Source organism: Jeotgalicoccus meleagridis, assembly GCF_903994045.1.
Taxonomy (GTDB): Bacteria; Bacillota; Bacilli; order Staphylococcales; family Salinicoccaceae; genus Jeotgalicoccus; species Jeotgalicoccus meleagridis.
In genome coordinates this window covers 1-24,936 of sequence record NZ_CAJEWD010000006.1, presented here as the reverse complement: position 1 = coordinate 24,936, position 24,936 = coordinate 1, and the positions used below count along the sequence as shown (strand labels likewise).

Annotated in this window: 30 protein-coding genes; 22 read left to right on the top strand and 8 right to left on the bottom strand. The window is 34.7% G+C overall.

The window, feature by feature from the left end; translation table 11 throughout:
• Positions 1-10: 10 nt before the first annotated feature.
• The 4 genes from JEOSCH030_RS03970 to JEOSCH030_RS03955 all read left to right on the top strand — a co-directional run bounded on the left by JEOSCH030_RS03970 (position 11) and on the right by JEOSCH030_RS03955 (position 2,673).
• On the top strand, positions 11-343 hold the full coding sequence (locus tag JEOSCH030_RS03970) for a glycine cleavage system protein H (protein WP_185125329.1): 333 nt from the start codon (positions 11-13) through the stop codon (positions 341-343).
• Positions 344-412: 69 nt separating this feature from the next.
• Complete coding sequence (locus JEOSCH030_RS03965) at positions 413-1,180, top strand: protein-ADP-ribose hydrolase (protein WP_185125328.1); 768 nt, start codon at positions 413-415, stop codon at positions 1,178-1,180.
• 13 nt (positions 1,181-1,193) lie between these two features.
• A complete protein-coding gene (locus JEOSCH030_RS03960; protein WP_185125327.1) occupies positions 1,194-2,060 on the top strand; it encodes an SIR2 family NAD-dependent protein deacylase in 867 nt (288 codons plus the stop codon).
• Between the two features lie 103 nt (positions 2,061-2,163).
• Positions 2,164-2,673, top strand: a complete 510-nt coding sequence (locus tag JEOSCH030_RS03955; RefSeq protein WP_185125326.1) for a hypothetical protein — start codon at positions 2,164-2,166, stop codon at positions 2,671-2,673.
• 284 nt (positions 2,674-2,957) lie between these two features.
• On the opposite strand, the gene JEOSCH030_RS03950 is transcribed toward JEOSCH030_RS03955, so the two are convergent.
• Positions 2,958-4,001: an NAD(P)/FAD-dependent oxidoreductase gene (locus JEOSCH030_RS03950; protein WP_185125325.1), complete on the bottom strand. Its 1,044-nt coding sequence runs from the start codon at positions 3,999-4,001 to the stop codon at positions 2,958-2,960.
• A gap of 68 nt (positions 4,002-4,069) precedes the next feature.
• Here JEOSCH030_RS03950 and JEOSCH030_RS03945 point away from each other — a divergent pair, with 68 nt between their 5' ends.
• Genes JEOSCH030_RS03945 through map form a run of 3 tightly spaced genes read left to right on the top strand, consistent with a single transcriptional unit; the run spans position 4,070 to position 6,561 of the window.
• Positions 4,070-4,642, top strand: coding sequence for a DUF3267 domain-containing protein (locus tag JEOSCH030_RS03945; RefSeq protein WP_185125324.1), 573 nt, complete (start codon positions 4,070-4,072; stop codon positions 4,640-4,642).
• A gap of 40 nt (positions 4,643-4,682) precedes the next feature.
• Entirely contained in the window at positions 4,683-5,756 is a 1,074-nt protein-coding gene (dinB, locus tag JEOSCH030_RS03940) for a DNA polymerase IV (protein ID WP_185125486.1), read from the top strand.
• Positions 5,757-5,805: 49 nt separating this feature from the next.
• Complete coding sequence (gene map, locus JEOSCH030_RS03935) at positions 5,806-6,561, top strand: type I methionyl aminopeptidase (RefSeq protein ID WP_185125323.1); 756 nt, start codon at positions 5,806-5,808, stop codon at positions 6,559-6,561.
• Positions 6,562-6,597: 36 nt separating this feature from the next.
• Here the strand turns inward: map and JEOSCH030_RS03930 are convergent, their stop codons facing one another.
• From JEOSCH030_RS03930 to JEOSCH030_RS03920, 3 genes are read right to left on the bottom strand one after another with little or no spacing between them, the layout of a single operon-like run.
• Positions 6,598-7,149 carry a beta-class carbonic anhydrase gene (locus JEOSCH030_RS03930; protein WP_407929464.1) on the bottom strand — a complete coding sequence of 184 codons (552 nt, stop codon included), beginning with the start codon at positions 7,147-7,149 and terminating at the stop codon, positions 6,598-6,600.
• Positions 7,150-7,170: 21 nt separating this feature from the next.
• Positions 7,171-8,196, bottom strand: a complete 1,026-nt coding sequence (locus JEOSCH030_RS03925; protein WP_185125321.1) for a YihY/virulence factor BrkB family protein — start codon at positions 8,194-8,196, stop codon at positions 7,171-7,173.
• Between the two features lie 51 nt (positions 8,197-8,247).
• Positions 8,248-8,568 carry a YtxH domain-containing protein gene (locus JEOSCH030_RS03920; protein WP_185125320.1) on the bottom strand — a complete coding sequence of 107 codons (321 nt, stop codon included), beginning with the start codon at positions 8,566-8,568 and terminating at the stop codon, positions 8,248-8,250.
• Positions 8,569-8,749: 181 nt separating this feature from the next.
• Between JEOSCH030_RS03920 and JEOSCH030_RS03915 the strand changes: the two genes are divergently transcribed.
• The 8 genes from JEOSCH030_RS03915 to JEOSCH030_RS03880 all read left to right on the top strand — a co-directional run bounded on the left by JEOSCH030_RS03915 (position 8,750) and on the right by JEOSCH030_RS03880 (position 14,344).
• Complete coding sequence (locus JEOSCH030_RS03915) at positions 8,750-8,947, top strand: DUF1128 family protein (RefSeq protein ID WP_185125319.1); 198 nt, start codon at positions 8,750-8,752, stop codon at positions 8,945-8,947.
• Positions 8,948-8,954: 7 nt separating this feature from the next.
• Positions 8,955-10,187, top strand: coding sequence for an aminopeptidase (locus JEOSCH030_RS03910; protein WP_185125318.1), 1,233 nt, complete (start codon positions 8,955-8,957; stop codon positions 10,185-10,187).
• 80 nt (positions 10,188-10,267) lie between these two features.
• Entirely contained in the window at positions 10,268-10,423 is a 156-nt protein-coding gene (locus tag JEOSCH030_RS03905; RefSeq protein ID WP_185125317.1) for a hypothetical protein, read from the top strand.
• Between the two features lie 61 nt (positions 10,424-10,484).
• Positions 10,485-10,994 (top strand): acyl-CoA thioesterase, encoded by a 510-nt coding sequence (locus JEOSCH030_RS03900; protein WP_185125316.1) that lies wholly within the window; start codon positions 10,485-10,487, stop codon positions 10,992-10,994.
• Positions 10,995-10,999: 5 nt separating this feature from the next.
• Complete coding sequence (locus JEOSCH030_RS03895; protein ID WP_185125315.1) at positions 11,000-11,770, top strand: RecX family transcriptional regulator; 771 nt, start codon at positions 11,000-11,002, stop codon at positions 11,768-11,770.
• Positions 11,760-12,089 (top strand): YfhH family protein, encoded by a 330-nt coding sequence (locus JEOSCH030_RS03890; protein ID WP_185125314.1) that lies wholly within the window; start codon positions 11,760-11,762, stop codon positions 12,087-12,089. Before JEOSCH030_RS03895 ends, JEOSCH030_RS03890 begins: the two co-directional genes overlap by 11 nt.
• Entirely contained in the window at positions 12,089-13,573 is a 1,485-nt protein-coding gene (locus JEOSCH030_RS03885; protein WP_185125313.1) for a P-loop NTPase family protein, read from the top strand. Before JEOSCH030_RS03890 ends, JEOSCH030_RS03885 begins: the two co-directional genes overlap by 1 nt.
• Positions 13,574-13,582: 9 nt before the next feature.
• Positions 13,583-14,344, top strand: a complete 762-nt coding sequence (locus JEOSCH030_RS03880) for an ABC transporter G family protein (RefSeq protein WP_185125312.1) — start codon at positions 13,583-13,585, stop codon at positions 14,342-14,344.
• 13 nt (positions 14,345-14,357) lie between these two features.
• On the opposite strand, the gene JEOSCH030_RS03875 is transcribed toward JEOSCH030_RS03880, so the two are convergent.
• Positions 14,358-15,329 (bottom strand): metal-dependent hydrolase, encoded by a 972-nt coding sequence (locus JEOSCH030_RS03875; protein WP_185125311.1) that lies wholly within the window; start codon positions 15,327-15,329, stop codon positions 14,358-14,360.
• A 55-nt stretch (positions 15,330-15,384) separates the two neighbouring features.
• On the opposite strand from JEOSCH030_RS03875, the gene mutY reads away from it, so the two are divergent.
• The 4 genes from mutY (at position 15,385) to JEOSCH030_RS03855 (ending at position 19,420) form a co-directional block, all read left to right on the top strand.
• Entirely contained in the window at positions 15,385-16,407 is a 1,023-nt protein-coding gene (gene mutY, locus JEOSCH030_RS03870) for an A/G-specific adenine glycosylase (protein ID WP_185125310.1), read from the top strand.
• Between the two features lie 75 nt (positions 16,408-16,482).
• On the top strand, positions 16,483-17,019 hold the full coding sequence (gene ntdP, locus JEOSCH030_RS03865) for a nucleoside tri-diphosphate phosphatase (protein WP_185125309.1): 537 nt from the start codon (positions 16,483-16,485) through the stop codon (positions 17,017-17,019).
• A 48-nt stretch (positions 17,020-17,067) separates the two neighbouring features.
• Positions 17,068-18,804, top strand: coding sequence for an ABC transporter ATP-binding protein (locus JEOSCH030_RS03860; protein WP_185125308.1), 1,737 nt, complete (start codon positions 17,068-17,070; stop codon positions 18,802-18,804).
• A gap of 7 nt (positions 18,805-18,811) precedes the next feature.
• The gene (locus JEOSCH030_RS03855; protein WP_185125307.1) at positions 18,812-19,420 is read left to right on the top strand and encodes a DNA-3-methyladenine glycosylase; all 609 of its coding nucleotides are present in this window, start codon (positions 18,812-18,814) and stop codon (positions 19,418-19,420) included.
• 84 nt (positions 19,421-19,504) lie between these two features.
• Here JEOSCH030_RS03855 and JEOSCH030_RS03850 read toward each other — a convergent pair whose 3' ends face one another.
• Both JEOSCH030_RS03850 and JEOSCH030_RS03845 read right to left on the bottom strand, forming a co-directional pair.
• On the bottom strand, positions 19,505-20,614 hold the full coding sequence (locus JEOSCH030_RS03850) for an FUSC family protein (RefSeq protein ID WP_185125306.1): 1,110 nt from the start codon (positions 20,612-20,614) through the stop codon (positions 19,505-19,507).
• Positions 20,615-20,625: 11 nt separating this feature from the next.
• Positions 20,626-21,918: a glutamate-1-semialdehyde 2,1-aminomutase gene (locus JEOSCH030_RS03845; RefSeq protein WP_185125305.1), complete on the bottom strand. Its 1,293-nt coding sequence runs from the start codon at positions 21,916-21,918 to the stop codon at positions 20,626-20,628.
• Positions 21,919-22,066: 148 nt separating this feature from the next.
• Between JEOSCH030_RS03845 and bcp the strand changes: the two genes are divergently transcribed.
• The 3 genes from bcp (at position 22,067) to perR (ending at position 23,976) form a co-directional block, all read left to right on the top strand.
• Positions 22,067-22,513: a thioredoxin-dependent thiol peroxidase gene (gene bcp, locus JEOSCH030_RS03840; RefSeq protein ID WP_185125304.1), complete on the top strand. Its 447-nt coding sequence runs from the start codon at positions 22,067-22,069 to the stop codon at positions 22,511-22,513.
• 3 nt (positions 22,514-22,516) lie between these two features.
• Positions 22,517-23,449 (top strand): D-2-hydroxyacid dehydrogenase, encoded by a 933-nt coding sequence (locus JEOSCH030_RS03835; protein ID WP_185125303.1) that lies wholly within the window; start codon positions 22,517-22,519, stop codon positions 23,447-23,449.
• Between the two features lie 80 nt (positions 23,450-23,529).
• Entirely contained in the window at positions 23,530-23,976 is a 447-nt protein-coding gene (gene perR / locus JEOSCH030_RS03830) for a peroxide-responsive transcriptional repressor PerR (RefSeq protein ID WP_185125302.1), read from the top strand.
• A gap of 81 nt (positions 23,977-24,057) precedes the next feature.
• Here the strand turns inward: perR and JEOSCH030_RS03825 are convergent, their stop codons facing one another.
• Positions 24,058-24,450 (bottom strand): DUF2614 family zinc ribbon-containing protein, encoded by a 393-nt coding sequence (locus JEOSCH030_RS03825; RefSeq protein ID WP_185125301.1) that lies wholly within the window; start codon positions 24,448-24,450, stop codon positions 24,058-24,060.
• Between the last annotated feature and the right edge of the window lie 486 nt (positions 24,451-24,936).

The window sequence follows — 24,936 nt, the reverse complement described above, 5'->3', positions numbered from 1 at the left end:
GAATAGAATAATGAGAAAAGTTGCAAATTATCTATGGGTTGAAAAAAGTGGAGATGAGTACACATTAATCATGACACCTGAACTTCAGGATGATATCGGTACTGTTGGTTTTGTAGAATTTACAAAAGCAGAAGAAGTTAATAAGAATGACTCACTGTTAGAACTTGAAGCTTCAAAAACTGTCTTGGACTTAGCATCACCACTTGCAGGAAAAGTTGTCGCAGTTAACGACAAAGCAAGTGATGAGCCAACTTTACTAAACTCTAGTAAACCAGAAGAGAGCTGGGTTGTTAAATTAACGAATGTTAACGAAGACGAATTCAACGCTTTAGCTGACGCTTAAATATAATAAATAAAGGACCTGTATTCAAGTCAAGAATGAATACGGGCCTTTTTTCTAGGTGATAAAATGATGACCCAAACACAAAGATTACATTTTTTGATATCTTATATGCTACAAGAACAGGGCATAGATAAAAGAATCCCTGAATCATTTGAAGAACGTTACTCCATGTATAGAGGCCTTGCCAATGAAAGAGAAGCGAGACCGATTAGTCAGGAATATTTGCATGTTCAGGATGCATTTTTACAAGAAGAGAATGCAAAAAACATTACATTTTTTGATGATCTAGAACCAGTTAAAGATAATCTTTATATATGGCAAGGTGACATCACTCATTTAAAAATAGATGGTATAGTGAATGCTGCAAATAGTGAGCTCTTGGGTTGTTTTATCCCAAACCATAACTGTATAGACAACATCATCCATACAAAAGCAGGACTGCAACTTCGTTTAGCTTGTAAAAAAATAATGGATGAGCAAAAGAGAAAAGAAGCAGTAGGGAGAGCAAAAGTTACAAAAGCCTACAACCTACCATCAAATTATGTCATCCATACAGTTGGACCTGTAGTAAAGAATAATCATGTGTCTTTAATGAAGAGAGAATTACTACAAAAATGTTATCGTGCTTCATTAGAAAAAGCAGAAGAGTATGGCATGACAGAGCTTGCGTTTTGTAGTATATCAACAGGTGTATTTGGTTATCCTAAAAAAGAAGCGGCTACTGCTGCTATTGAAGCGGTTAGAGATTATATAGATGAGACACAGTCAGAGATTAAAGTTGTCTTCAATGTTTTTACTGATGAAGATTATGATATATATCAAGAACTTTTAGCATAAGGAGCGCACTTAAATGGCAATTTGGAAGTCTTTAGAACAAGATAAAAAAGAGAGTGATCTATTAAAAGCATTGATAGAAGAAGCAGATGCTGTTGTCGTAGGTATTGGTGCAGGAATGTCTGCTGCAGATGGCTTCACTTATATCGGCGAGCGTTTTACTAAAAACTTTGAGGATTTTATCGAAAAATATGGTTGGCTAGATATGTTACAAGCAAGCCTTCAAAAATTCCCAACTTGGGAAGAGTACTGGGCTTTTCAAAGTAGATTCATCGTCTTAAATTACTTAGACCAAGAAGCAGGAACGAGTTACTTGGCACTAAAAAATCTACTAGCAAATAAAGCACATCGCGTGATTACAACAAATGCAGATAATGCATTTTATAAAGCTGGTTACGATATGTCGAAAGTCATCTACTATCAAGGTGAGTATGGCCGTATGCAGTGCTCAGAATTTTGTCACGATCAAACCTACCGTGATGATGATTTAATCAGACGCATGGTAAGAGAACAAAAAGACTTAAAAGTCCCAAGTGAATTGATTCCACACTGTCCTAAATGTGGTGCAGTAATGGAGAAAAATAAGAGAACTGCAGAAAAAGGTATGGTAGAGGACGCGTATTTTAATAAACGTAGAGATAATTATAATGCCTTCCTTAACACACACAATAAAGATAAGACCTTGTTCTTAGAAATCGGAGTGGGTCATACGACACCACAATTCATTAAACATCCTTTTTGGAGAGAAACAAGATCGAATGATCAAGCCTTATACGTAGTAATGAATCAGAAATCCTATCGTATTCCATCGAATATCAAAGACCAGACAGTCTTTTTAAAAGAAGATATTAGAGACACTATCTTAGCTGCAGAAGCTAAATAAATTTAGAATATTTTTGAGTATCTCACCAAGTCTTGGGGGATACTCTTTTTTATAGTTGTGGTAAACTAATATTAACGTATTGATGGGACAGGAGGCGTGTTTTGTGCAGCAGTTGTACGCAAAAGTTATCGATCAAGAAGATTATCAAGGCATCAAAATTCTAAATAGTAATAATGAGTTTGTCGGAGATATATTTAAAGCAACAGTATCAGGTTGTGATGATAAAAATACTTATGGCTTTAAGCACGCTAATGGGCTAGAAGTAATATTAGGGTTACAACTGAGACGGTTTAAAGATTTAAACGTTGCTAAATATACAGTAGAATGCCAAGGTGAGCACTTTACTCTAAAAGAAAAGAAATTACGAAACTTTATGAACTTCCAAGTTGATGGCGTAATTAATGATCAATCTTACGTCTTTAAAGATGACAAAGAGGTCACTTTAATTATGTATAAAAATAATGACTTAATTGCGACTATGAATGATCGTAATATTTATGTTGAAGAAGTCAGTGACTTAGAGACAGGTCTTTTAGTATTGATGTATTTTATGTATAAATTATATAAAAGAGAAGATTACCATCTAGCAAGATTGCTGCATAGAAGTTGGTAATATAGAGGGGGAACGCTATGTTAAGATTTTTCTCTGCTTTTATTCCAGTATTGATTATCATTTTAGCAATATTTGTAGATGGTTCCGCTGTCCTGTTTTTGCAAATTTTGTTCGCATGTCTCGGCACCCTTTTTTCTTATGTTAATTTTAGATATAGAAAAGGGAAAGTATGGTTGGTAGTTTTTCTTATAAATACGCTCATCTTTTTATATTATGTAGTAGCAATTATTATATTTTTCGTCTAAAAAAGAGTTTGAAAATCACTAAGATTTTCAAACTCTTTTTTAAGTTTCACTATTGATATAATTATAATCATTGAAGTCTAAATTTGTCTCTTTTCCTAAGAGTAATTTTGCGACTTCTGAACCGACAAAGGGACTCGCAGTAAGACCAGTCGAGCCCATGCCGTTGATGACAAAAGTGTGTTGATCTACAAAGCCAATGAAGGGTAAAAAATCTCTTGTATAAGGTTTTAAACCGACGTCCATCTTGACGATTTCTACCTCATCTTCTTGAAAGTATTTATACAATTCCTCTTTAAGATATTGGTAGCTTTCTTCTGTGGGTTCTGTAAGAAATGAGTCTGTATCAATGTGTGTCGTGCCAATGACATAACGATTATCTTCTAAGTGAACAATATAAGTTGGGCCTAAGGCCATAACGACTGGTGTCTCTTTACTTTTATCTTTTATATTAAAATGCATAATTTCTGCTCTTTGATGAGAGATTTTAGGGAGGAAATTCTGTTCTATTCCCCAGGCACCTGTTGTATAAATTGTATAACCGTCATGCTCTTGATCGGCTGGATAATCAGTCTCTAGCCACTGACCACCAAGTTTAAGGAAGGCGGTTTTTAAGGCAAGAAGGAGCTTTTGTCCTCTAACTTGTCCGCCACCTTCGACAAATAAACCAGGATAAGTTGTTGTTAAGAATGGATGTAAATCTTTAAGCTCATTTTTAGATAAGGCAGTGACCTGGCCGACATTTATATCTTCATCTGCTTTCTTCTGAATTCTTTTAGTTGCTTTTTCAAAAGCATTCTCTTTAAACAAGCAAATAGCGCCATTTTGCTTATAGCCAGTGTCCATTTGACTATCTTTTTCTAAGGTCTTTATAAAACTTGGATAAAAAGCTGCGCTTTTAGAAACTAAACGATACCACTTTTTATTTCTTCTTTGACTTACCCAAGGACAAATAATCCCCGCAGAAGCTTTTGTTGCTTGCCCTTTATCTTTTCTATCATAGACTGTGACGTCACAATCGAATTTTTTTAAATGGTAAGCAAGTGCTGCACCTGCTAGACCACCTCCAACAATCGTAAACTTCATCTACTCAACTCCTTTTGAATTAGTTTATAATTATGATATGTTTCATGTATCGAAATGAGGAATCGTAAGTGGATAAATTAATATTAAACATATTTAAAGATCAAACTGCACTAAAACATATGTCTTGGCTACAAATAATACTAGCACTTGTGGCTTTTATCGTTTGTTATTTAGTGGAAGGCTTAATTATTCATCCGACAGGCAGTGCTTTAATTGGTAGAGAGCACTTTGGTATTGTAGGTGCAGTACTATTTATTATCGCACTATTTATTGTAATTATCATTGTGCATGAAGGTATACACGGTTTATTTTTTAAGATTTTTAATCCAAAACGAAAAGTGAAGTTTGGATTTAAGGCGGGTATGGCTTACGCTAGCTCGCCGGGAACGATTTTTAGTCGAAAGCAGTTTTTAGTAATTATCTTAATGCCCTTCTTCATATTAACTATCCTTATGGTTGTTTTAATGTTTCTATATCCTAATCCTGCATATAAGTATTACATTGCACTTCATACTGGTGCTTGTGCAGGTGATATATATTATGCCTTTTTAATATTGAAACATAAACATTTAGACTACGCCATGGATACAGAAGTAGGGATGAGTCTTTACGAAAATGACCCAAGAGAAGAATATATGTAGAACATTTGTTCGTGTATTGTTATAATAGATTTGGGTGAATATCATGGAAAGAAGAATCATTCATATAGATATGGATGCCTTTTTTGCACAAGTAGAACAATACGATAATCCAAAGTTAAGAGGTAAACCAGTTATTGTTGGTGGACGATCCTTTAATAGAGGAGTGGTTGCGACTGCATCATACGAAGCTAGAAAGTTCGGTGTCCATTCCGCTATGCCAACAAAAACTGCTCATAAGTTATGCCCAGAAGGTATATTTGTGCATCCAAGATTTGAACGGTATAAGGAAATTTCAAATCAAATAAAAGAAATATTTTTATCATATACTGAAGAAATTGAACCGCTTAGTTTGGATGAAGCCTATTTGGATATTACAAATTTAGTGGACAGACAAAATTCTGCTAGAAGTATCGCACTATCAATCCAAAGTGAAATTTTTGAAAAGACAGGGCTGACTTCAAGTTCTGGCATTTCTTATAATAAATACTTAGCCAAAATAGCATCCGGCATGAACAAGCCTAGAGGAACGACAGTCATTGACTATTCCAATGTCTTAGAAATCCTACACCAATTACCAATAGGGAAGTTTCCAGGTGTAGGAAAAGTGACCGAAGAAAAAATGTTTGAGCTTGATATAAAAACTGGTAAAGATTTGTATGATAAGAGTATGAGTGAGCTGACTGCTATTTTTGGTAAAAGAGGCGCGAGTCTTTATAATAAGGCGCGTGGTATAGGTACCAATGAGCTAACTGTTCAAAGAGAGAGAAAGTCTATCGGTAAGGAGACTACTTTTAACTATGACAGAAATGATGACCAAGAAATTCTCTTAGTCTTAGAAAACTTATCTGAGAAGGTCAGTGAAAGATTACTCGATAAAGGTATGGTAGCAAATGTTGTCACAGTGAAAATTAAGACGGGTGATTTTGAAACTCATACCCGACAAATGATGACTGTTGATCCTATTTCAAGTGGACCAGAGATTTACCATTATGCATATAATTTGTATCACGAAGTTAAAGATCAAGATGTTCCGATTCGGCTAATAGGAGTATCTGTATCGAATTTGACTAAGCCACTATATAGGAATCTAACCATTTATGATTTTATATTGTAGTATCTATTGCTATAATGAAAAAGAAGACTATAGGTAAGAAGGTATAAAAATGATTGTAAAAACAGAAGAAGAACTTAACAAATTATTAGAAATTGGTCAGATTTGTGGCCGAGTTTTGAAAGAAACTGTTGCCCATGCCAAAGTAGGTATGTCGACTAAAGAGCTGGACGATTTTGCCGGTAAACTTTTAGAAGAACATGGTGCGAAGAGCGCGCCAATTAGCGAGTATGATTTCCCTGGCTATACATGCATTAGCATTAATGAGGAGGTTGCGCATGGTATACCTGGTCCTAGGAAATTAAAAGACGGAGATATCGTCAATGTTGACGTGTCTGCAGTGAAAGACGGCTACTATTCAGACACAGGAATTTCCTTTGTCGTGGGTGAAGTTGATGATCCACTAAAACAAAAAGTCATCGATGTTGCAGAAATGGCTTTTGATGAAGCAATGAAAAAAGTAAAACCAGGTGCTAAAGTCTCTCAAATTGGACGTGCAGTCTTTAACACAGCACGTAAAAATGGTTTAACAGTGATTAAAAATCTAACAGGTCACGGTGTAGGTAAGAGTCTACATGACCAGCCTCAACACGTTATGAATTATTATGACCCTACAGATCGAACTATTCTTAAAGAAGGTATGGTGATTGCAGTAGAACCATTTATATCTTCTAAGGCAACGATCGTTACAGATGGTAAAAATGACTGGGCATTTGAAACGAAAGATAACAGTTATGTTGCACAAAAAGAACATACAATCTTAGTAACAGCCGATGGTCCTAGACTTTTAACTTTAATTGAAGATTAAAAAAGGAGAAATCAAATTTGATTTCTCCTTTTTTATTTAATTTTCAGTTGCTTGATAACCGTTAATGACAAGTTCTGCTTTTCCTGTTTCTGGATCCATAATTAAACCATGAACAGGAATGCTTTTAGCAAGTAGTGGATGATTTTTAACGTTGTTGACTGTTTCTTTAACACTTTCTTCTACACTGTCGAAACCTTTTAGCCAATCTGATACATCAATACCTGAGTGTTCAAGTGTATTGAAGGTATCATCACTGATTCCACGTTTTTTCATTTCTTCCATGACTGGCTGTGGTTTTAAAGCTCCGAAACCACAGTCGTGATGCCCCATGATAAACACTTCATCTACGCCAAGGGCATAAACAGCGACTAAGATACTACGCATTGTACTACCATAAGGATGAGACACAACCGCACCGGCATTTTTAAGTTGTTTGATATCTCCATTTTTGAGTCCAAACGCCTTGGTTGCCAGTTCTGATAGTCTTGTATCCATACAAGTTAAAAACACAGCTTTTTTGTTAGGTGTTTTATCGGTAGCATAAGCTTTATATTCTTGGTTATTAACAAAATCTTCATTTCTTTTCAAAAATTCTTCTAGTAACGTCACTTAAACTGACACTTCCTCTGTAGTATTGGCCTCTTGCTCTTGATTTAAAGCTCTCTTATGCAAGATAGAATTAATTTGTGCGCCTAAGATAATTATAACACCAGTTATATATAACCAGAAGATTAAAATAATGACCCCAGCAATTGAACCATACGTTGCAGAGTAGTTACTAAAATTAGAAACATAGAAGCTAAAACCCCATGACGCTAATAGAAAGGCAATGGTTGTAAATAAGGTTCCTGGAATTACGGATTTAATTTTCAGTTTGATATTCGGTGCTGTCATGTACATGATGAAAAATACTACAAATATTAGTAGTAACGGTAATAGGCTTCTCACTAAATTCCAAACGTATTGGAATTCGTCATCAAGTCCAATGACTCCAAACATTAAATCACCTATTTGTCCTCCAAAAACAATCAGCACAAAGGTTAAGATAATAGACACTGATAAAATTAAAGTGAAGAAAACTGAAAGTGATTTAGTGTGTATAAAACTTCGGTTATCTTCAACATCATAAGCCACATTAAAAGCATTCATTAAGGCGGTCATCCCATTTGAGGCAGACCAAAGTGTTAAAATTAAACCAAGTGATAAAGTGCCACCACCAGAGTTTTGTAACACGTCACCAATGATACCTTCTAAAAGTCCAGATATTTCAGATGGGGCATAGTCTTGAATAAAGCCCGTAATGACATCTGGCTCAATTTGAAAAAGCGGAACGATAGATAGTAAAAATATAAGCATTGGGAATATAGCTAACAGAAAATAATAAGCTAATTGAGCTGCCATACCTGATGTATTATCTAAACCAAAGCGAAATAGTAATGAATTTATAAAGCTTGGATCATCTTTAACTTTAGCCGGTTTATTAATTTTAGATACGTAAAGATGTTCATTATCCTTAGGTGCATCTTTTGATTTGAAATTAACTTTATCTACAAAAATGTCACTTTTTTTCTTATCTTCCTCAGTCTTTGATTTAATTTGATTGAGTAATTTTGAGGATGTTTCATCTTTTGACATACGCTCACCTCTACTAAAATAAAAGGACTATTTTTAATAGTCCTTATGTTATTAATTTAATTTTTTCTCTCTATTGTTTTGGAAAGTATCTTTTGCATCCATAATTGCTTGTTCCAATTCTGGATTGTTGCGACGAATTTCTTCGATAGTGTCTTTCCAGAACAGTACTTCATCTTTGATCATGTCAATTTTAGAAGGTTGTCCTGTTGATGGTTCAGTAAAACGAGTTTTTAAATCATCAGGATTTGTTGCATAGTGTTTAATAGATTTAGAATTTGAAACTACAGATTCACGAGTTCCCTTATCTAAGAGCGCGATAGCCCCGCCAACTGCGGCACCAATTACTATAGCTGGTAAAAGTTTATTTTTCATAACAGATTCTCCTTTAGTTTCTTTGTATTCTTTATATCCTATCTTCCCACATTATAAACTTTTTCAGCTCATAATTTAAGCTAATAAGTAATAAAAGAATCTTTTATATACTTGTTAAGATAATATATATTTATTTTAAACTTTGTTATTATAGACTATGACATAGTGAAAGGGGAATTGCATGGATAAGGAACAGATCTTAAATGATATAGTTAAACATTTAAATGTAGTCAATAAAGGTGTTTTTAAAGCAGATGATTATAGCGACAATAAAGTAGAAGAACTTAATGACATTAAAAATATGTTAGAGTCTCGTAAACAAATCTCTGCCATTGAACAATCTGCAATTATTGAAGAACTATCAAAATTAAGAAAGTAGTGAAAAAATGACTAATCTTGAAGAAAAATTATACAAATATGCAGAACTCCTAGTAGATGTAGGTATTAATGTTAAAGACGGTAAGAAACTTTATATTAGAGCAACATCGGACGCTCTACCGCTTGTTAGACTAGTGACTAAGATTGCCTATGAAAGAGGCTCTGAAGATGTAAGAGTATCCTTAGGAGATGATACTTTATCACGCTTAAATGCACAGTACAAGTCTAAAGGTGAGTTATCTTCCATCCATGATTTTGATGTAGCTGAGCGCATGTATTACAGCGATGAAAAAGCAGGTTTCTTAAGTATTATCTCGAGCTCACCAGAACTACTTAAAGATATAGCTAGTGATAAACTGATGGCCATGCAAGTCGCATCAGGTAAAGCCTTTAAAGAATTTTCTGCAAGAACTCAAAGCGACTATCATTCATGGTGTGTAGCTGGTTACCCATCTGTCGAATGGGCAAGACTAGTCTACCCTGAGAAATCCGACGATGAAGCGGTGGATGCTCTATTAGATCTCATTCTTTATACTGTACGTGCTGATGTAGATAATCCAGTTGAAGCTTGGATTGAACACGATAAAACACTCCATGAAAAAGTAGATTACTTAAATGACAAACAATTTACAGCCCTTCGTTATGAGGGACCAGGAACAGACTTAACAATCGGTTTACCAGAGAATCATCTATGGGCTGGTGCATCGAGCACAGATTCAAACGGAGTAAGTTTTATGGCTAATATGCCAACTGAAGAAGTATTTACAGCACCTGACAAAAACAGAGTCGATGGCTATGTTTCAAATACTTTACCGCTCAGTCATGGTGGTAATATCATAGACAACTTCAAATTAACTTTTAAAGATGGGGAAGTCGTAGACTATGAGGCGGAAAGAGGTTACGACATCTTAAAAAATATTATGGACACAGATGAAGGTGCAAGACGATTAGGAGAAGTCGCACTTGTACCACATGATTCTCCAATATCTAATAAAGGTATTCTTTTCTATAACACTTTATTCGATGAAAATGCATCTTGTCATATTGCTTTAGGTTCAGCCTATGCCTTCTCAATCCAGGATGGTAAAAATATGTCCAGAGAAGAACTAGATCAAAAGGGGCTTAATGATTCAATTACTCATGTAGACTTTATGATTGGTTCAGAGGACCTGAATATCTATGGACTGGATGCCGAAGGAAATGAATCGTTAGTATTCAAACAAGGAAACTGGGCTTTTTAAAAAATTACCACAAAGACTTTTGAAATATGATACAATTTAAGTAATTAACTAGACTAATAGATTAAATGAGGAGGGGTCTCATGGGTAGTTGGCTCATGCTCTTGGTTGTACTATCATTTATGTTTGCAATTCTTGGCTTTGCTGCGGTACTTTACTACTTCTTGTCACAAGCATTCCGTGGTAAAGATGCACTTGTAATTGACACACCTGAGGAAGCACTTGAACGCAAAATATAAATCATCGGAGGTAGAGGAGATAATTATCTCCTCTATTTTTTTCATAAGGGGATAAATTATAATGAAAAAATTAATGTCAGAATCATACGCAGTTAAAACTGCAAATGTATTACCGCCGGATTCCAATTCACATGGCACTTTATTTGGAGGACGTCTCTTGCAATACGTAGATGATATTGCTGCTATTAGTGCAAGACGTCATTGTAGAGAAAGTGTTGTAACTGCATCCATTGATTCAATGGACTTTTTAAAACCGATTAACATTGGTGAAATTGTTATTCTAGAAGCAATGGTAACCTATACAGGTCGTAGTTCAATGGAAGTGATGGTTAAAATTTCAAAAGAGGATCTGACAAGAGAGTCTGGGAAAACTTTAGCCGCTTTTTCATTTTTAACTTTTGTAGCTATTGGAGAAGACAATCAAACCATTGAAGTTCCTAAGATTGAAGCGGATAATGATAGATTGCAATGGCTAAAAGATACAGGTGAAGAAAGAGCCAAGAGACGCTTAGAAAGAAAAGAGCAAAGTCAATCACTGTCGAGCTTCTTTTCCTCTGATTTACTGGAGTGAATGTAATGGAAATTAAACGCATTGTTAAATCAAAAAAAGAAATGTATCAGGTGTATTTTGATGACGGACAAAGCTTAAAAGTTCATGAGGAATCACTTGTACGTTATTTGCTTGTTCCCGGTAAAGAACTAACAGAAGATGAATTCGAAACATTAAAGGAAAGTCTAGAATACGACCGGGCATACACTAGTGCACTCAAATATATAAGCTATAAGTTACGCTCGGTTAAAGAACTGGAAACACACTTAAGTGAATATTACGAACAAAAGTTGGTTCGTCAGACAGTTTATCGATTACAAGATGAAGGTTATTTGAATGATAAAGCCTATGCAGAGGCTTTTAGAAACACTGTATTCAATACAAGTGACAAAGGACCAATGCACCTTGTTAGAGAATTAAAAAAACAGGGAATTAGTAATGATTTAATCGAAAAAGAGCGTGAAGTTCTGGATAATATGATTGACAGTGACAGAATGAATAAATTGAAAGATAAATTTCTTAGGTCTCATCGAGGTTCTTACAGGCAATTTAAAGAAAAACTTAAAGAGAAGTTGATTACAAGAGGCTATCAAAAACATCATCTAGAGCTAATAGTTTTTGATGATGACTTTGATGAAGATACTTATTTTGAGAAAGATTTTGAAAAATATTATAATAAATATCAGAGAAGAGAAAGCGGTCTTAAACTCAAACAGAAAATGATTGCAGCAATGATGAGTAAAGGTTACTCTTATGATAAAATCAGTGAAAAGTTAGGCGGAATAGATGATGAATGAATCTCTTGGACAAATGACCAGAAAAGAATTAAATCACTATATTCAGACAAAACGTGAAAAGATGAGACGTGCGGAAATGATGGGTATAGAAAATGAATACCGTGTGTTGGAGCGACAAGTACTTATTGCTGAATGTTATTTAATCGATTTGTCATTAATCGAAAAAGGAAAGATCTATAAAGTGATTAGCCAAGAGGATCACTACTTCAAAGTTGAGTATGTTAAAGGTATTTTTGCTTGGGGCTTTTTTGTTAATGGTGATGAAAAAGAGACTGGTATCCCTGTTAGCTTACTACAACTTCCTAAAAAGGTTGGCTAATGAAGAATAATATACTGCTTAAAGGCTTAGACATATCCTATAGTAAAGAAGCTGGAGATTTTAAAAAACGCATGCTTGGCAATGCGGGAACGATCTATTTAAAAGATCTTAATATTCACCTCTACTCGGGTGAAGTGCTCGGCCTTCTTTCAGAAAAAGAGACTCTATTTTATATAAAAGAAGTATTAACAGGAACGCTCAATCCAAGTAAAGGTAAGATAACTAGATACACCAGTGTCCTAAGTTTGGATGTCAATGATCATACTCATAATCATTTTGAACTTGGTCTGTTTATAGAAGAAATGTTTGAGGAATACCTCGGCGGTAAAGAATATACAGTAGTGATTGATAAGCTGCTTAGTAAAGCGATAATCAGAAATAATTTAAAAAAAGCAGTTAAAGATTTAAGTCGAAAACAACTTGCACATATACTTTTGGAAATATCTTCTCACGTAAATGTTAATGTCATCATTTACAATGATTTTTATCAGGATTTAGATGATCCAGAGAAATTTCAAAGTGTCGTAAATGAACATGAAAAAAATGGTCGTGGTGTGCTGCTCTTAGAAAGTTCTATAGAAGCAATTGAAAAGATGGCAAACTACTTTACATGGGTGAGTTATGGTCAAATTCGCTTTGAAGGCAGTGTCGAACGCGGTGTTGAAATATACAGCAAATACTTAAAAGATAAAAGTAAGATAAAAAATGTAGACGAAGAAGCTTTATTTGATTTAGAGTGGAAGCGTCGTATTTTTGAAGATGGTGATTTTAGCGATCAATATAAGAGGTTAGGCAGAAAGCAGGCCTCCATCTTAGATAATGTGAATATCCAAAAAATTATTGTGACTATGGTTTTAGTTTTTATAATGTTGGTTGCGATTTTAGTCATTTTTATGAATATTACTTTTATCAAGGAAGAACCCACTTTTACAGAAGAGAACCAATTTGAAGACGTCAGTGACTCTGAAAGACTAGCATATGCTTTTAGTGATCGAGACGGGCTAACCATCGGTGGAGAAGAGTTACCACCATATACTCTAGTTGAGGTCGTATCTTCAACAGAGGACACCTATACAATACAGAATAAAGATCAGAAGGAAACAGTAGGACGCGATGAAGTCATATACTTTAACCCTGCTAGTCTTTATACTGAAGGTGATTTTATGGATCTCTTACAATATACAGATCCTGTCATTCAAAATAACTATCTGTTCTATTCTAATTACTTAAATGGAGACCGTGAGTTTTTAGAGCAAAACATTACTTTCGACAGTCTTGATGAATACCAGGGCAAAGTGGCCGGCATTCCAATTACATATCATTTCCGTGGCAATACAGTATTTTCTATGGAATTTGATGGTATCGAAAATAATAGTATTGTAGAAGATAAAAAGCTTTCAAGCGATGTGACTATTTTTAGAGTTGATGGTGGATTCATGATATATGATAGTCAAGCAAATAAATGGAATTATATGATGAGGTAGGTGTCGGACATGGACTATAGATTTAAATACTTGTTAAGAAGAGTCTTCCGACAAGCTGATAGATTTACTCTGTACAATCTATCACCCTTATTAATATATATTGTCGGATTACTTGTTTTGATTATCGGCTTTTTATCACTTGAAGAACCAACAATGATACGTCTGTTGTACAGTCTGACAGGCTTTATGGCAACGGTCTGGATATTTAGCATGGTAATTTTAAATAAGAACGATGCGTATGTAAAGGACTCTATTTTAAAGGTGAATTATATTCCGCTCTACTTAAGAATATTACCTGCTATGATTTATCAGACGATTATCTTTATTATATTTCTCACGCTGTATAGTGCTGTGACAGGTTTATTCGTAGATGATTGGTTATTAAATATTTATACTTTCATCTATTACATTTCGCTAGGGCTAATACTTACTATTCCATTTACTATGCTGTTTTTAGGTGTTTCAATGCGCTTGAATACAAACAAGATTAATATTTTACTATTTGCTATTGTGCTAATTGTAGTGCCAATATTTTATCTACCTGAGCAATTACCAGGCTGGCTCTTAAATTTACTGAGTTTAAATCCTTTTTACTATGTTATTAACGGCATTCAAAACAATACAATTAGTCAGGCTTGGTCCTTGAACAGACTGCCATACGATGTACTGTACTTTACGCAAGTCTTTATTTTATATTTATGGATGTTTGAAGCATATAACAAGATGAAGATTCAGTTATACAACAATAAAGACAGCATGCCGAAAAGTTAGGCATGCTGTCTTTTTAAGTGATTTTTTCTTGTAATTTACTTTCCGTAAAGACCCAACCTGTATAACTTGATTGGACATCGTAGTCATCCTTGTCTAAGAGCATAATACAGACAAAAGGATAATGGCCATCTTTAAGATATCTTAAATCAATATATCTTACCTCTATAGTGTTACTATCAATGTCCTTAACTTCATATCTGTAAATTGAAGAAAAGAAAGTAAAGGACTTGAAGTTTTCATCATCTTTGACTGCTTCGTATAATTCGCCTTCTAAAGGTCTAATTTTTTCAAAGCGGTCATAAAAAACAATTTGGCCTTTAAAAGTACGCCCAACATAGTAGTACTCTTCGGCAACAACAACGACACGCCATTCATTATATCTTATAGTAGGCATGACAAAGACTCTGCTAATATCATCATTTGGTAGTTGTTTAACAATTTTTGTGATTAAGTATTTTTGATATATAAATCTGCTAATATAGTAGATGATTATTACTGCGTATAACAGTATAAACAGCTTGACTGGATCGAAGCCTACAAACCATAAGATAAAGTACAATATATGCATGACGATAATTGGAATATCGATGGTATTTATATAACCCAGTTGAATCCACTTATGGTTAAATGGCCTCAAGGCTTGTGTGCCATAAGCATTAAAGATATCGGAAAAAACATGCAGGAAGACTGCAAATAAGGACCAAAAATACATATTTATAAAAGGCAAATTAAAAATAAAATGACTAAGTGTCGCGATTAGGAGTGGCCAGATAATAAAAGTAAATGGCAATGAGTGTGTAATACCTCTGTGATGTTTAATGTAAACAGCATTATTTTTAAGTTTCATTACTGTATCTATATCGGGTATCAAGGATGCACCGACTGCCACTGTAATGAAACCTGCCGAGACTGGTTCAATACTCGGATCAAGGTGAGCTAGACCTACGATGGTTCCACCCATTAAAGTGTGTGTTAAGGTATCCATGTTTCCACTTCCTATCGAATGATGAACGTTTATTATAATAAGTAAGGATGTTTTCATGTTTAAAAGGACAAAATTTAATGATACATTACTAAATTGGTATCAGGCAAACAAAAGACAATTACCATGGAGAGAAACTAGCGATCCATTTAAAATTTGGCTAAGTGAAGTCATGTTACAACAAACTCAAGTTATTACTGTTATACCCTATTTCGAGAAATTTATAACAAAATATAAGGACCTAGATGCGCTTGCAAATGCTGATGAAGAAGCACTTTTAAAGGACTGGGAAGGTCTTGGTTATTACAATAGAATAAGAAATTTTCATCATGCTGTAAAAGAAGTTCAAGAAAAATATGATTCGAAAGTTCCGAGTAAACCAGAAGAATTCTTTTCCTTAAAAGGTGTAGGACCATACATTGGTGGAGCGGTACAAAGTATTGCATTTAACAACCAGTTGGCAGCAGTCGATGGTAATGTATTAAGGGTTATGACTCGTTTAAATCGTGATAATAGAGATACGACTAAAGTCAGTGTTCAAAAAGATATTAAAAACTTTATCGAAAGTGATATGCCATTAGAAGCGGGTGATTTCAATCAAGCTTTAATGGAACTCGGTGCAACAATCTGTACGCCGCGCACCCCTAAATGTGTAGTGTGTCCTGTTAGGGAACATTGTGAAGCATTTAAAAAGGGGGAAGTGATGAACTATCCTGTTAAGAAAAAAGCTAAGAAAAAAGCAGAGTACTATTACAATGTATTCTTTATTTTAAACGATAAAAATGAAGTTCTACTCTTTAAACAAGAAGGTGATTTATTAAAAGGAATGTATGAATTACCGCGTTTTGATGTTGATACATCACTTGAATCAATTGAAGAAAAGTACGGCCTATCTTTGAGTCAGCCATCAGATGCAATCGGTGAACATAAACATGTTTTCACACACAAGATTTGGTTTATGGAAGGCTATGTCGTTCGTACAACAGATCAACATGAAAACTTTATCTCGCTCGATAAAGTTCGTGACTTACCGATGAGTGTCGCCATGCAAAAAATGTTCAAGATGATAGATGGTTTATAAAGGGTTCATAAATTTTTCAATAGTATTCTGCTATGCTATACTATTTACGTAAATATAAAAGGTGGTGGCAGTATTATGGTGCAAGAATCCATCCCAGTTGAAGGGTCGAAAATGAGGATTCAAAGCTATAAGCATGATGGGAGCATCCACCGCGTTTGGAGTGAAACGACGATATTAAAAGGTACTGACCACGTCGTCATCGGAGGTAATAACCGAACCCTTGTCACAGAAAGTGATGGGCGGAAATGGGTGACTCGTGAACCAGCTATCGTTTATTTCCATAAGGAATTTTGGTTCAATGTCATCTGTATGTTTAGAGAAGATGGGGTATATTACTATTGTAATTTGTCCTCACCCTATGTTGCCGATGAAGAAGCGATCAAATACATCGACTATGATTTAGATATTAAAGTATATCCTGATGGTAAATATCATCTCTTGGATGAAGATGAGTATAAATTACATCGCAATCGCATGAATTATTCAAATGACATAGACAAAATTCTAAGGCATAACGTCGATGAGCTACAACAGTGGATTGAAAGAAAAAAAGGACCTTTTGCTCCAGATTTTATTAAGGTTTGGCAACAAAGATTTAATAATGAACACTAACCAATCGGTGATAGCTGATTGGTTTTACTATCTTATGGAGGTAATTAGATGATTAGAAGGTATATGCAATTTGTTAAACCTTATTACGGTATTATTGCATTAACCATATTAATAGGAATTTTAAAATTTGGAATTCCCTTATTGATTCCTTTATTTGTGGCATATGCTATCGATGATATTATACTGGCTGATGGCATACCATATGATGAAAGAATTTCTATGTTAATTCAAGTACTCATCATATTTGGTCTAATTTTTGTGGTGTTAAGACCACCTGTTGAATACTTACGCCAATATTTGGCACAGCGCACTAGTAATAAAATATTATACGATATTAGAAAGAAACTATACGGCCATTTGCAAATGTTGAGTGCTAAATTTTATGCTAATAACAAGGTAGGAGAGGTTATCTCCCGGGTCATTAATGATGTTGAGCAGACTAAGGATTTTATCATGACCGGACTGATGAATGTCTGGTTGGACTTAGTAACGATCATTATTGCCTTGGTTATCATGTTTAACCTCGATGTTCAGCTAACTCTAGCTTCTATAGTTATTTTCCCAATTTATATTTTTGGAGTTTGGTTCTTCTTTGGCAGACTGAGAAGAAAAACTAGAAATCGTTCACAGGCACTTGCCGAAGTTCAAGGTTTCTTACATGAAAGAGTCCAGGGTATTAACGTAGTAAAAAGTTTTGCGATTGAGGATCATGAAGAAGAAAGATTCGATAAAACAAACAACAACTTTTTAACTAAAGCCTTAGACCACTCACGTTGGACAGCCTACAGTTTCATGGTGGTTAATACGATTACAGATATTGGACCACTGATTGTTGTGGGGTATGGTACTTTCTTAGTACTGAATGATAATATTTCAGTCGGTGTCTTAGCAGCTTTCGTCGCTTACTTAGAAAGACTATACGGTCCACTGAGACGTTTAGTATCATCATCGACAGCACTGACACAAAGTGTGGCTTCAATGGACAGGGTATTCCATTTATTTGATGTACCTTATGATGTTAAGGATGAGCCTGGTGCAAAAGAGATTGGTTATGTTGAAGGACATATACGCTTAGAAGACGTAGAGTTTCAATACAGCGAAAATGACCATAAAATATTAAATAATATTAACTTAGATATAAATGTCGGTGAAACTGTTGCTTTTGTTGGGATGAGTGGAGGAGGAAAATCGACACTAGTCTCTTTAATACCTAGATTTTACGATGTGACAAGTGGCAGTATTAAGATTGATGGTAAGGATGTCAGAGATGTCACAGTACGTTCATTAAGAGATAAGCTTGGTATTGTTATGCAGGATAACATATTATTTTCGGATTCTATTAAAGAAAATATTATGTTAGCAAAACCAGGAGCTACTGAAGATGAAGTCATCTTAGCAGCGAAGCGTGCCAATGCTCATGATTTTATAATGAACTTAGAAGATGGATATGAAACTACTGTTGGAGAGCGTGGAGTGAAGCTCTCAGGTGGGCAAAAACAAAGAATTGCAATCGCGCGTGTCTTCTTAAAAAATCCACCAATCTTAATTTTAGATGAAGCAACATCTGCACTTGATTTAGAAAGTGAAGCAATCATTCAGGAAACTATCGAAGAACTATCGAGCGATAGAACGACTTTAATTGTTGCGCATCGACTATCAACAGTGACTCACGCAGATAAGATTGTTGTGATTGAAAATGGTGAGATAGTAGAAACGGGAAGTCATAGTGACTTGATGATTAAAGATGGTGTGTACAGAAATCTGTATGACATACAGGGATTGTAGGTGTGATATGAAACTATTAGAACTCGATTTCTTAAGTGATGATACTTTATCAGCTGCAAAATATTTACTCGGTAAAGAGATCGTTACTTATATTGATGGAGAAGAAACCGGTGGTTATATTACAGAAGTAGAAGCTTATCTAGGTTTAGAGGATAAGGCAGCTCATACTTTTTCAGGTAAGGTGACTAAGAAAAACGATATGATGTTCGAACCTTATGGCCATATTTATGTTTATACTATGCATGGTCATAGTTGCATGAACTTTGTGACGACAGTGGATAGACCTGAAGGAGTTTTAATTCGTGGTATAGAACCGTCTAGAGGAATAGAAGTTATGGAAAAAAGACGGGGAAGAACTGATCATTTAACAGATGGACCTGGGAAACTTACAAAAGCTCTAGGAATTCAAAGGAATTTGCATAATGGTTTAAAAATCAATGGTGACACCTTATGTATAATGCCAGGTAAAACACCTGATACAATTGCGGAAACTCCTAGAATCGGCATTGATAATAAAGAAGAAGCGGTAGATTATTTATATCGCTTTATAGTGTCAGGTAATCCTCATGTTAGTAAGTTTAAGGGCAAGCCAGTCGCTGATAACGGTTGGAAATAAGTTAAAAGTAAAAAACGCAATCTATAATGAGTGAAATCCTTTTTTAAAGTTAAGGGATACACTTCGTTTATAGATTGCGTTTTTTTATATATCTAAAGTTTCATCTTGGATATCAATCTTATTCTCATCATTGTGATAAGAGAAGAAACTGTTTGTTAAGCGGTCAACACGTTCAACGGATCGTGAATACTCATGGAGGCTTGTAATAACCTCTAAAATATTTTCGTATTGAATTTTATCGTTTTCATTAGTTAAGCGAGAGTAATTTTGTAAGAAGTGAGACATTAAACTATCATCGTATTGATGTGTAGTTTCAATGTAGATTTCAGAAGTCTCTGGTTTAATCTTTTCTGTAAACTTCATGAAAACTTGTTCGTGGTAAGCCATGAGTTCATCCATTTCTAATCTCATGTGGTTTTTTAAATCTTCATCTAAATGATAATAGTCGTTTTCATGTCTGTTCAGTCGATTTAAAAAATTATAAGCTTGTCTTGTTGAGGCAATTAAATGCTTAAACAGTACTTTTTGACGATAATTTTGAAAGCTCTGCTTTTTAAAAATGTTACGCTCTTCCTTATACCATGAATACATTGTCTCTAACTTAGTAACTCTTGTTTGTAATTGAGCAAGGTCTTTTTTTACAACTTGTGATTCACTCACTGCATTGAATTCTAGACGGACCCATTTAAAAATATCATTAGTAATATTAAAACAATTATGATACATCTTGGTTTCATAACGTGGTGGAATAAAGACTAAATTTACAAGGAGAGATACTAAGACACCAATCATAACAAGTGAGAAACGTGTCGCAGCAACAGTTAAGAAATCTCCCGTTCCCATTTCTTCACCTATAGGTACATCCATGATAGCGACAACTGTGATTACGCCTAGAGTGGATACACTCTGTAAATTAAAAAATAACAGCATTGCTAAAACTAGAATGACTGTTAGACCGATAATCAAAGTGTTACTACCGAACAAAAGAACCATTATAATAGCGGAGATAGCCCCGATTGTATTCCCTCTAAATTGGTTCCAAGTCGTTTCTAGTGAACGATAAACGTTAGGTTGTAAGGCGTTAACAGAGGCAATACCGGCAATAAGTGCCGGTGTTAAGCCAATATAATTTGCAAGAAAAAATGTTAGTACGACAGCAATACCTGTTTTTAAAACTCTAGCACCAAATCGCATGGTACCAACTCCTAAAGGTCATTTTTGAATACTTCTTCTACTATTTGGAGAGTATCTTCTATATCTTTGTCGGTATGTTCAGTCGTTAAGAACCAAGCTTCATATTTTGATGGTGCGATATTGATACCACGGCTAATCAAACCTCTGAAGAATTTAGCGAATACTTCACCATCACTATTTTCAGCTTGCTTATAATTTTTCACTTTTTCATCTGTAAAGTAAATTGTCAGGGCACCAACTAATCTATTAATTGTAGCTTTAACTTGATACTTTTCTATTAAGTGTAATAATCCTTCTTCTAACTTCTCACCCAAACGGTCTAGTTCTTCATAGACACCAGGCTTTTCAAGTACTTCTAAACAAGCGATCCCTGCTGCCATAGATAAAGGATTACCTGCCATAGTACCAGCTTGATAGGCAGCTCCAAGTGGTGCAACTTTTTCCATGATATCTAAGCGTCCACCGTAAGCACCGATTGGCGTACCGCCACCGATAATTTTACCCATTGCAATTAAATCGGGAGTCACACCGACGAGATTAGTAGCTGAACCGTATGAGAAACGGAAGGCAGTAATAACTTCATCGTAAATAACGAGTGATCCATTATCATGAGCAATATCATTAACAGCTTGTAAAAAGCCATCTTCTGCTTCAACTATACCGAAGTTACCAACAATTGGCTCAACTAAAACACCAGCAATTTCATCACCAAAGTGCTCGATTGCAGTTTTAAAGTCATCGATATTATTAAAAGGAACAGTGATAACATCTTCGGCAACTCCTGTTGGAACCCCTGCAGAATCAGGTGTACCTAGTTGAGAAGGTCCACTTCCTGCTGCAACTAAGACAAGGTCAGAGTGACCATGGTAACAGCCCTCAAATTTAATAATTTTGTTACGGCCAGTGTAGGCGCGTGCAACCCTAATAGTTGTCATCACTGCTTCAGTCCCAGAGTTGACAAAACGAACACGGTCTAAACTTGGAATTGCAGCTTTTAACTTTTTAGCAAAATCAATTTCTAAGGTTGTTCCAGTTCCATAAAGAATCCCTTTACTAGATTGCTCGGTGATTGCTTCATGAATTCTAGGGTGAGCATGACCTGTAATAATTGGACCATAAGCCGCTAGATAGTCGATATATTTATTGCCATCAACATCATAAAAATATGCCCCCTCAGCTCTTTCCATTACAAGGGGAGCACCACCACCAACGGCTTTATAAGATCTTGATGGAGAATTGACACCTCCGAGTATTACGGCTTCGGATTGTGCTTTTAACTGTTGAGATTTAGTATGTTTATACATATTGTCATCCTTACTTTACATCAGATTTATTCATTCAATATAATAACATAATTCGGCTATTTGTTTAAGTTGCAAGAATGGTTTAAAGTTAATGTTATAGAGGGTAATTAAATAGTAAGACAATAAATATATGAAGGAATGATTATAAATGGAGAAATTTCCTAAATTTGAATTAGAGAATCAAGACGGGGAAGTCATCACTAATGATTCATTAACATCAACAACAGTAATTTATTTTTATCCTAAAGATAATACACCAGGGTGTACCACTCAAGCGTGTGATTTAAGAGACAATATGTCTGAATTAAATGACTTAGGTGTGACAGTATACGGAGTCAGCGGTGATAGTAAAACAAAACATAAGAACTTTATCGAAAAAAACAATTTAAACTTCGATCTTTTAGTGGATGAAGATTTTAAACTATCAGAAGAACTAGGTATTTATGGTCTTAAAAAAGCATTTGGTAAAGAATTTATGGGTATAAGTAGAACAACTTTTGTTGTAGATAAAGATTCTAATATTCTTAAACGTTTTGACCAAGTCAATGCCAAAGAACATGCGGATGATCTAAAAAGCTTCTTAAAAGAGGGTTAAGATATGAAGATAACATCGACAGTAAGATTAAAAGATGACATGGTCGAAGAGTTAACAGAGTCTCACGAATATACTTTTAAGAAAAAAGACGAACTAACTGATGACGATAAGATTAATACTGAGATTTTTGTTACTTACGGTGGGGATTTAAAAGATGGAGAAGCGGACGCTTTTCCCAATTTGAAATGGTTGCATGTGATGAGTGCTGGTGTCGATGAGATACCTGAAGAATTCTTTAATGAAGCTTTAGTCACAAATTCTTCTGGCATTCATAAAGTTCCAATGTCTGAGTTTGCCTTAGGATACATTTTAGATTACTATAAAAATCTTTCGTATTTAAACAGAGCTCAGGAAAATCGCGAGTGGATTAATTACTCAAAATCAGAAGAATTATATGGTAAAGAAGCACATATTTTAGGGACTGGCAATATTGGAAGTAGACTTGCAGAGGTATTACAAGTTCTAGGTGTTAAAACGGTGGGTTATAATACTAATGGCCGAAGTATTGAAGGCTTCGATCTTGTTCATAGTATGAATGAATTAAATGAGAAAGTAGTGACCGCTGATATTTTAGTCAATATCTTACCATCTACTAACAAGACGAAAAATCTCTTAACAGCAGATATTTTTAAAGTGATGAAAAGTAATGCTATCTTCATCAATATCGGTAGAGGAGATATTATGACTGATGATACTTTGAAGGAAATATTAACAGAAAAATATATTGCACATGTGATGAGCGATGTATTTAATGAAGAACCACTTCCGAGTGATAGTCCATTCTATGATTTTGACAATCTTACAATTACTCCACATTGTTCTGCTAAGACTGATATGTACTTATATAGAGCCTTTGATATCTTTAAAGAGAATTTGGGAATATTTAAAACTTCAACCGAACTGATCAATTTAATTGACTATAACAAGGGTTACTAAAAGATTAATTTGACAATCTTTTCTATTTGCAAGTACAATATTAATATTAGTATAAAAATATAGAAGGAAGGATCAGTCATATGAAGATGGTAGATGATCATCATGACCTATTCAGTGAGTCGCTCGAAACGCTTAAGAAGACTGGCGTGAGAATTACTCCGCAGCGTAAAGCTGTGCTCAATTATTTGGTTGAGAGTGAAGTGCATCCTACTGCTGATGATATATTTCAATCACTGTCTAGCGACTTCCCAAACATGAGCGTTGCGACAGTTTACAATAATTTAAAATTATTTAAGCAGACTGGTCTTGTTAAAGAATTAACTTATGGGGATGCTTCAAGTCGCTTTGATTTTAATTCTGTGCCACATTATCATATCATTTGTAGTGAATGCGGAAAGATCACAGATTTTCAATATCCCGCTCTAGAAGAAGTTGAGCATTTAGCAGGATTAGTTACGGATTACGAAGTTAGTCATCACCGGTTAGAAATCTATGGTGTATGCCCAGAATGTCAAAAAGAAAAATAGTTTCTACTATATAATAGAGGAATTATAAAAACTTAGATGGATTTCAATTAAAAAGGATTCGCACAGATGTGCGAATCCTTTTTATTTCTCTTTCTGATCTTCTTTTAATTCTGCTATTTTCTTCTCTCGGCGATGTTTAACATTGTAGTCGAGTGAAAATTCCTCTCCCTCAAGCTCTTTATCTAAAGTCAAAGGTTCTTTACAATGCTGACAATAGTCAACTCTACCTAGAATTTTAGTATATTTTTCACAGTTGGGACATTGGACAGTAACAGTTCTAGCACTAATCATTCCTACCCAGAAGTAAATAACGAAACTAATTAGGATAGGAATTGTTCCTAATATAAGGAATATTAACATAGCCCATGGAGTTTCTCGAAAGAAGATACCGAGATACATGACTGCCATACCAATGAATACCATAGCAAGAGCCCAACCACGTATACGCATTATTTTATTGCCGGGTTTTCTCATATATGTCACCTCTAAAATTATTCTATACTTTATTAATGAAATATGATAGTATATATCAAGTATTCATTTTATAGAACTAAACACTTTCAAAACGTTTATGCATTGTAAAATTAATTTTAAAAATCTTTACAAAAAGTGTTGACGGAAAATGAAATGCTTGGTATTATATAAAAGTCGCTTGTTTCAAGAGCGCCTAACATAATGTAATCGGACTTACCATTACAGACGTGTTAAAAAATATTAAAAAATGTTAAATAAACACTTGCATTTTTAAAAAGCATAGTGTATAGTAATAACAGTAATACGAAATAAAGTTTCAACAGAACATTGAAAACTGAATGACAATATGTCAACGTTTAATTCCGATAAAAACAGACTTCTTTAAGAAGTTACTTGAGGCGCACAAGACAAACGCAAAACAGTGATATTGAATTATCACACGAGAGCTTAGACAAGTTTTCCAATCATGGAGAGTTTGATCCTGGC

Excerpts from the sequence above, each read along its gene's own strand:
- ntdP (WP_185125309.1), top strand. The coding sequence starts at position 16,483 with ATGGTGCAAGAATCCATCCCAGTTGAAGGGTCGAAAATGAGGATTCAA.
- JEOSCH030_RS03915 (WP_185125319.1), top strand. The coding sequence starts at position 8,750 with ATGGATAAGGAACAGATCTTAAATGATATAGTTAAACATTTAAATGTA.
- map (WP_185125323.1), top strand. The coding sequence starts at position 5,806 with ATGATTGTAAAAACAGAAGAAGAACTTAACAAATTATTAGAAATTGGT.
- bcp (WP_185125304.1), top strand. The coding sequence starts at position 22,067 with ATGGAGAAATTTCCTAAATTTGAATTAGAGAATCAAGACGGGGAAGTC.
- JEOSCH030_RS03920 (WP_185125320.1), bottom strand. The coding sequence starts at position 8,568 with ATGAAAAATAAACTTTTACCAGCTATAGTAATTGGTGCCGCAGTTGGC.
- JEOSCH030_RS03910 (WP_185125318.1), top strand. The coding sequence starts at position 8,955 with ATGACTAATCTTGAAGAAAAATTATACAAATATGCAGAACTCCTAGTA.
- JEOSCH030_RS03880 (WP_185125312.1), top strand. The coding sequence starts at position 13,583 with ATGGACTATAGATTTAAATACTTGTTAAGAAGAGTCTTCCGACAAGCT.
- JEOSCH030_RS03850 (WP_185125306.1), bottom strand. The coding sequence starts at position 20,614 with ATGCGATTTGGTGCTAGAGTTTTAAAAACAGGTATTGCTGTCGTACTA.
- JEOSCH030_RS03960 (WP_185125327.1), top strand. The coding sequence starts at position 1,194 with ATGGCAATTTGGAAGTCTTTAGAACAAGATAAAAAAGAGAGTGATCTA.
- JEOSCH030_RS03835 (WP_185125303.1), top strand. The coding sequence starts at position 22,517 with ATGAAGATAACATCGACAGTAAGATTAAAAGATGACATGGTCGAAGAG.
- JEOSCH030_RS03825 (WP_185125301.1), bottom strand. The coding sequence starts at position 24,450 with ATGAGAAAACCCGGCAATAAAATAATGCGTATACGTGGTTGGGCTCTT.
- JEOSCH030_RS03860 (WP_185125308.1), top strand. The coding sequence starts at position 17,068 with ATGATTAGAAGGTATATGCAATTTGTTAAACCTTATTACGGTATTATT.
- JEOSCH030_RS03895 (WP_185125315.1), top strand. The coding sequence starts at position 11,000 with ATGGAAATTAAACGCATTGTTAAATCAAAAAAAGAAATGTATCAGGTG.
- JEOSCH030_RS03885 (WP_185125313.1), top strand. The coding sequence starts at position 12,089 with ATGAAGAATAATATACTGCTTAAAGGCTTAGACATATCCTATAGTAAA.
- JEOSCH030_RS03845 (WP_185125305.1), bottom strand. The coding sequence starts at position 21,918 with ATGTATAAACATACTAAATCTCAACAGTTAAAAGCACAATCCGAAGCC.
- JEOSCH030_RS03890 (WP_185125314.1), top strand. The coding sequence starts at position 11,760 with ATGATGAATGAATCTCTTGGACAAATGACCAGAAAAGAATTAAATCAC.
- JEOSCH030_RS03965 (WP_185125328.1), top strand. The coding sequence starts at position 413 with ATGACCCAAACACAAAGATTACATTTTTTGATATCTTATATGCTACAA.
- JEOSCH030_RS03900 (WP_185125316.1), top strand. The coding sequence starts at position 10,485 with ATGAAAAAATTAATGTCAGAATCATACGCAGTTAAAACTGCAAATGTA.
- mutY (WP_185125310.1), top strand. The coding sequence starts at position 15,385 with ATGTTTAAAAGGACAAAATTTAATGATACATTACTAAATTGGTATCAG.
- JEOSCH030_RS03875 (WP_185125311.1), bottom strand. The coding sequence starts at position 15,329 with ATGGATACCTTAACACACACTTTAATGGGTGGAACCATCGTAGGTCTA.
- JEOSCH030_RS03905 (WP_185125317.1), top strand. The coding sequence starts at position 10,268 with ATGGGTAGTTGGCTCATGCTCTTGGTTGTACTATCATTTATGTTTGCA.
- JEOSCH030_RS03970 (WP_185125329.1), top strand. The coding sequence starts at position 11 with ATGAGAAAAGTTGCAAATTATCTATGGGTTGAAAAAAGTGGAGATGAG.
- JEOSCH030_RS03950 (WP_185125325.1), bottom strand. The coding sequence starts at position 4,001 with ATGAAGTTTACGATTGTTGGAGGTGGTCTAGCAGGTGCAGCACTTGCT.
- JEOSCH030_RS03855 (WP_185125307.1), top strand. The coding sequence starts at position 18,812 with ATGAAACTATTAGAACTCGATTTCTTAAGTGATGATACTTTATCAGCT.
- JEOSCH030_RS03925 (WP_185125321.1), bottom strand. The coding sequence starts at position 8,196 with ATGTCAAAAGATGAAACATCCTCAAAATTACTCAATCAAATTAAATCA.
- perR (WP_185125302.1), top strand. The coding sequence starts at position 23,530 with ATGAAGATGGTAGATGATCATCATGACCTATTCAGTGAGTCGCTCGAA.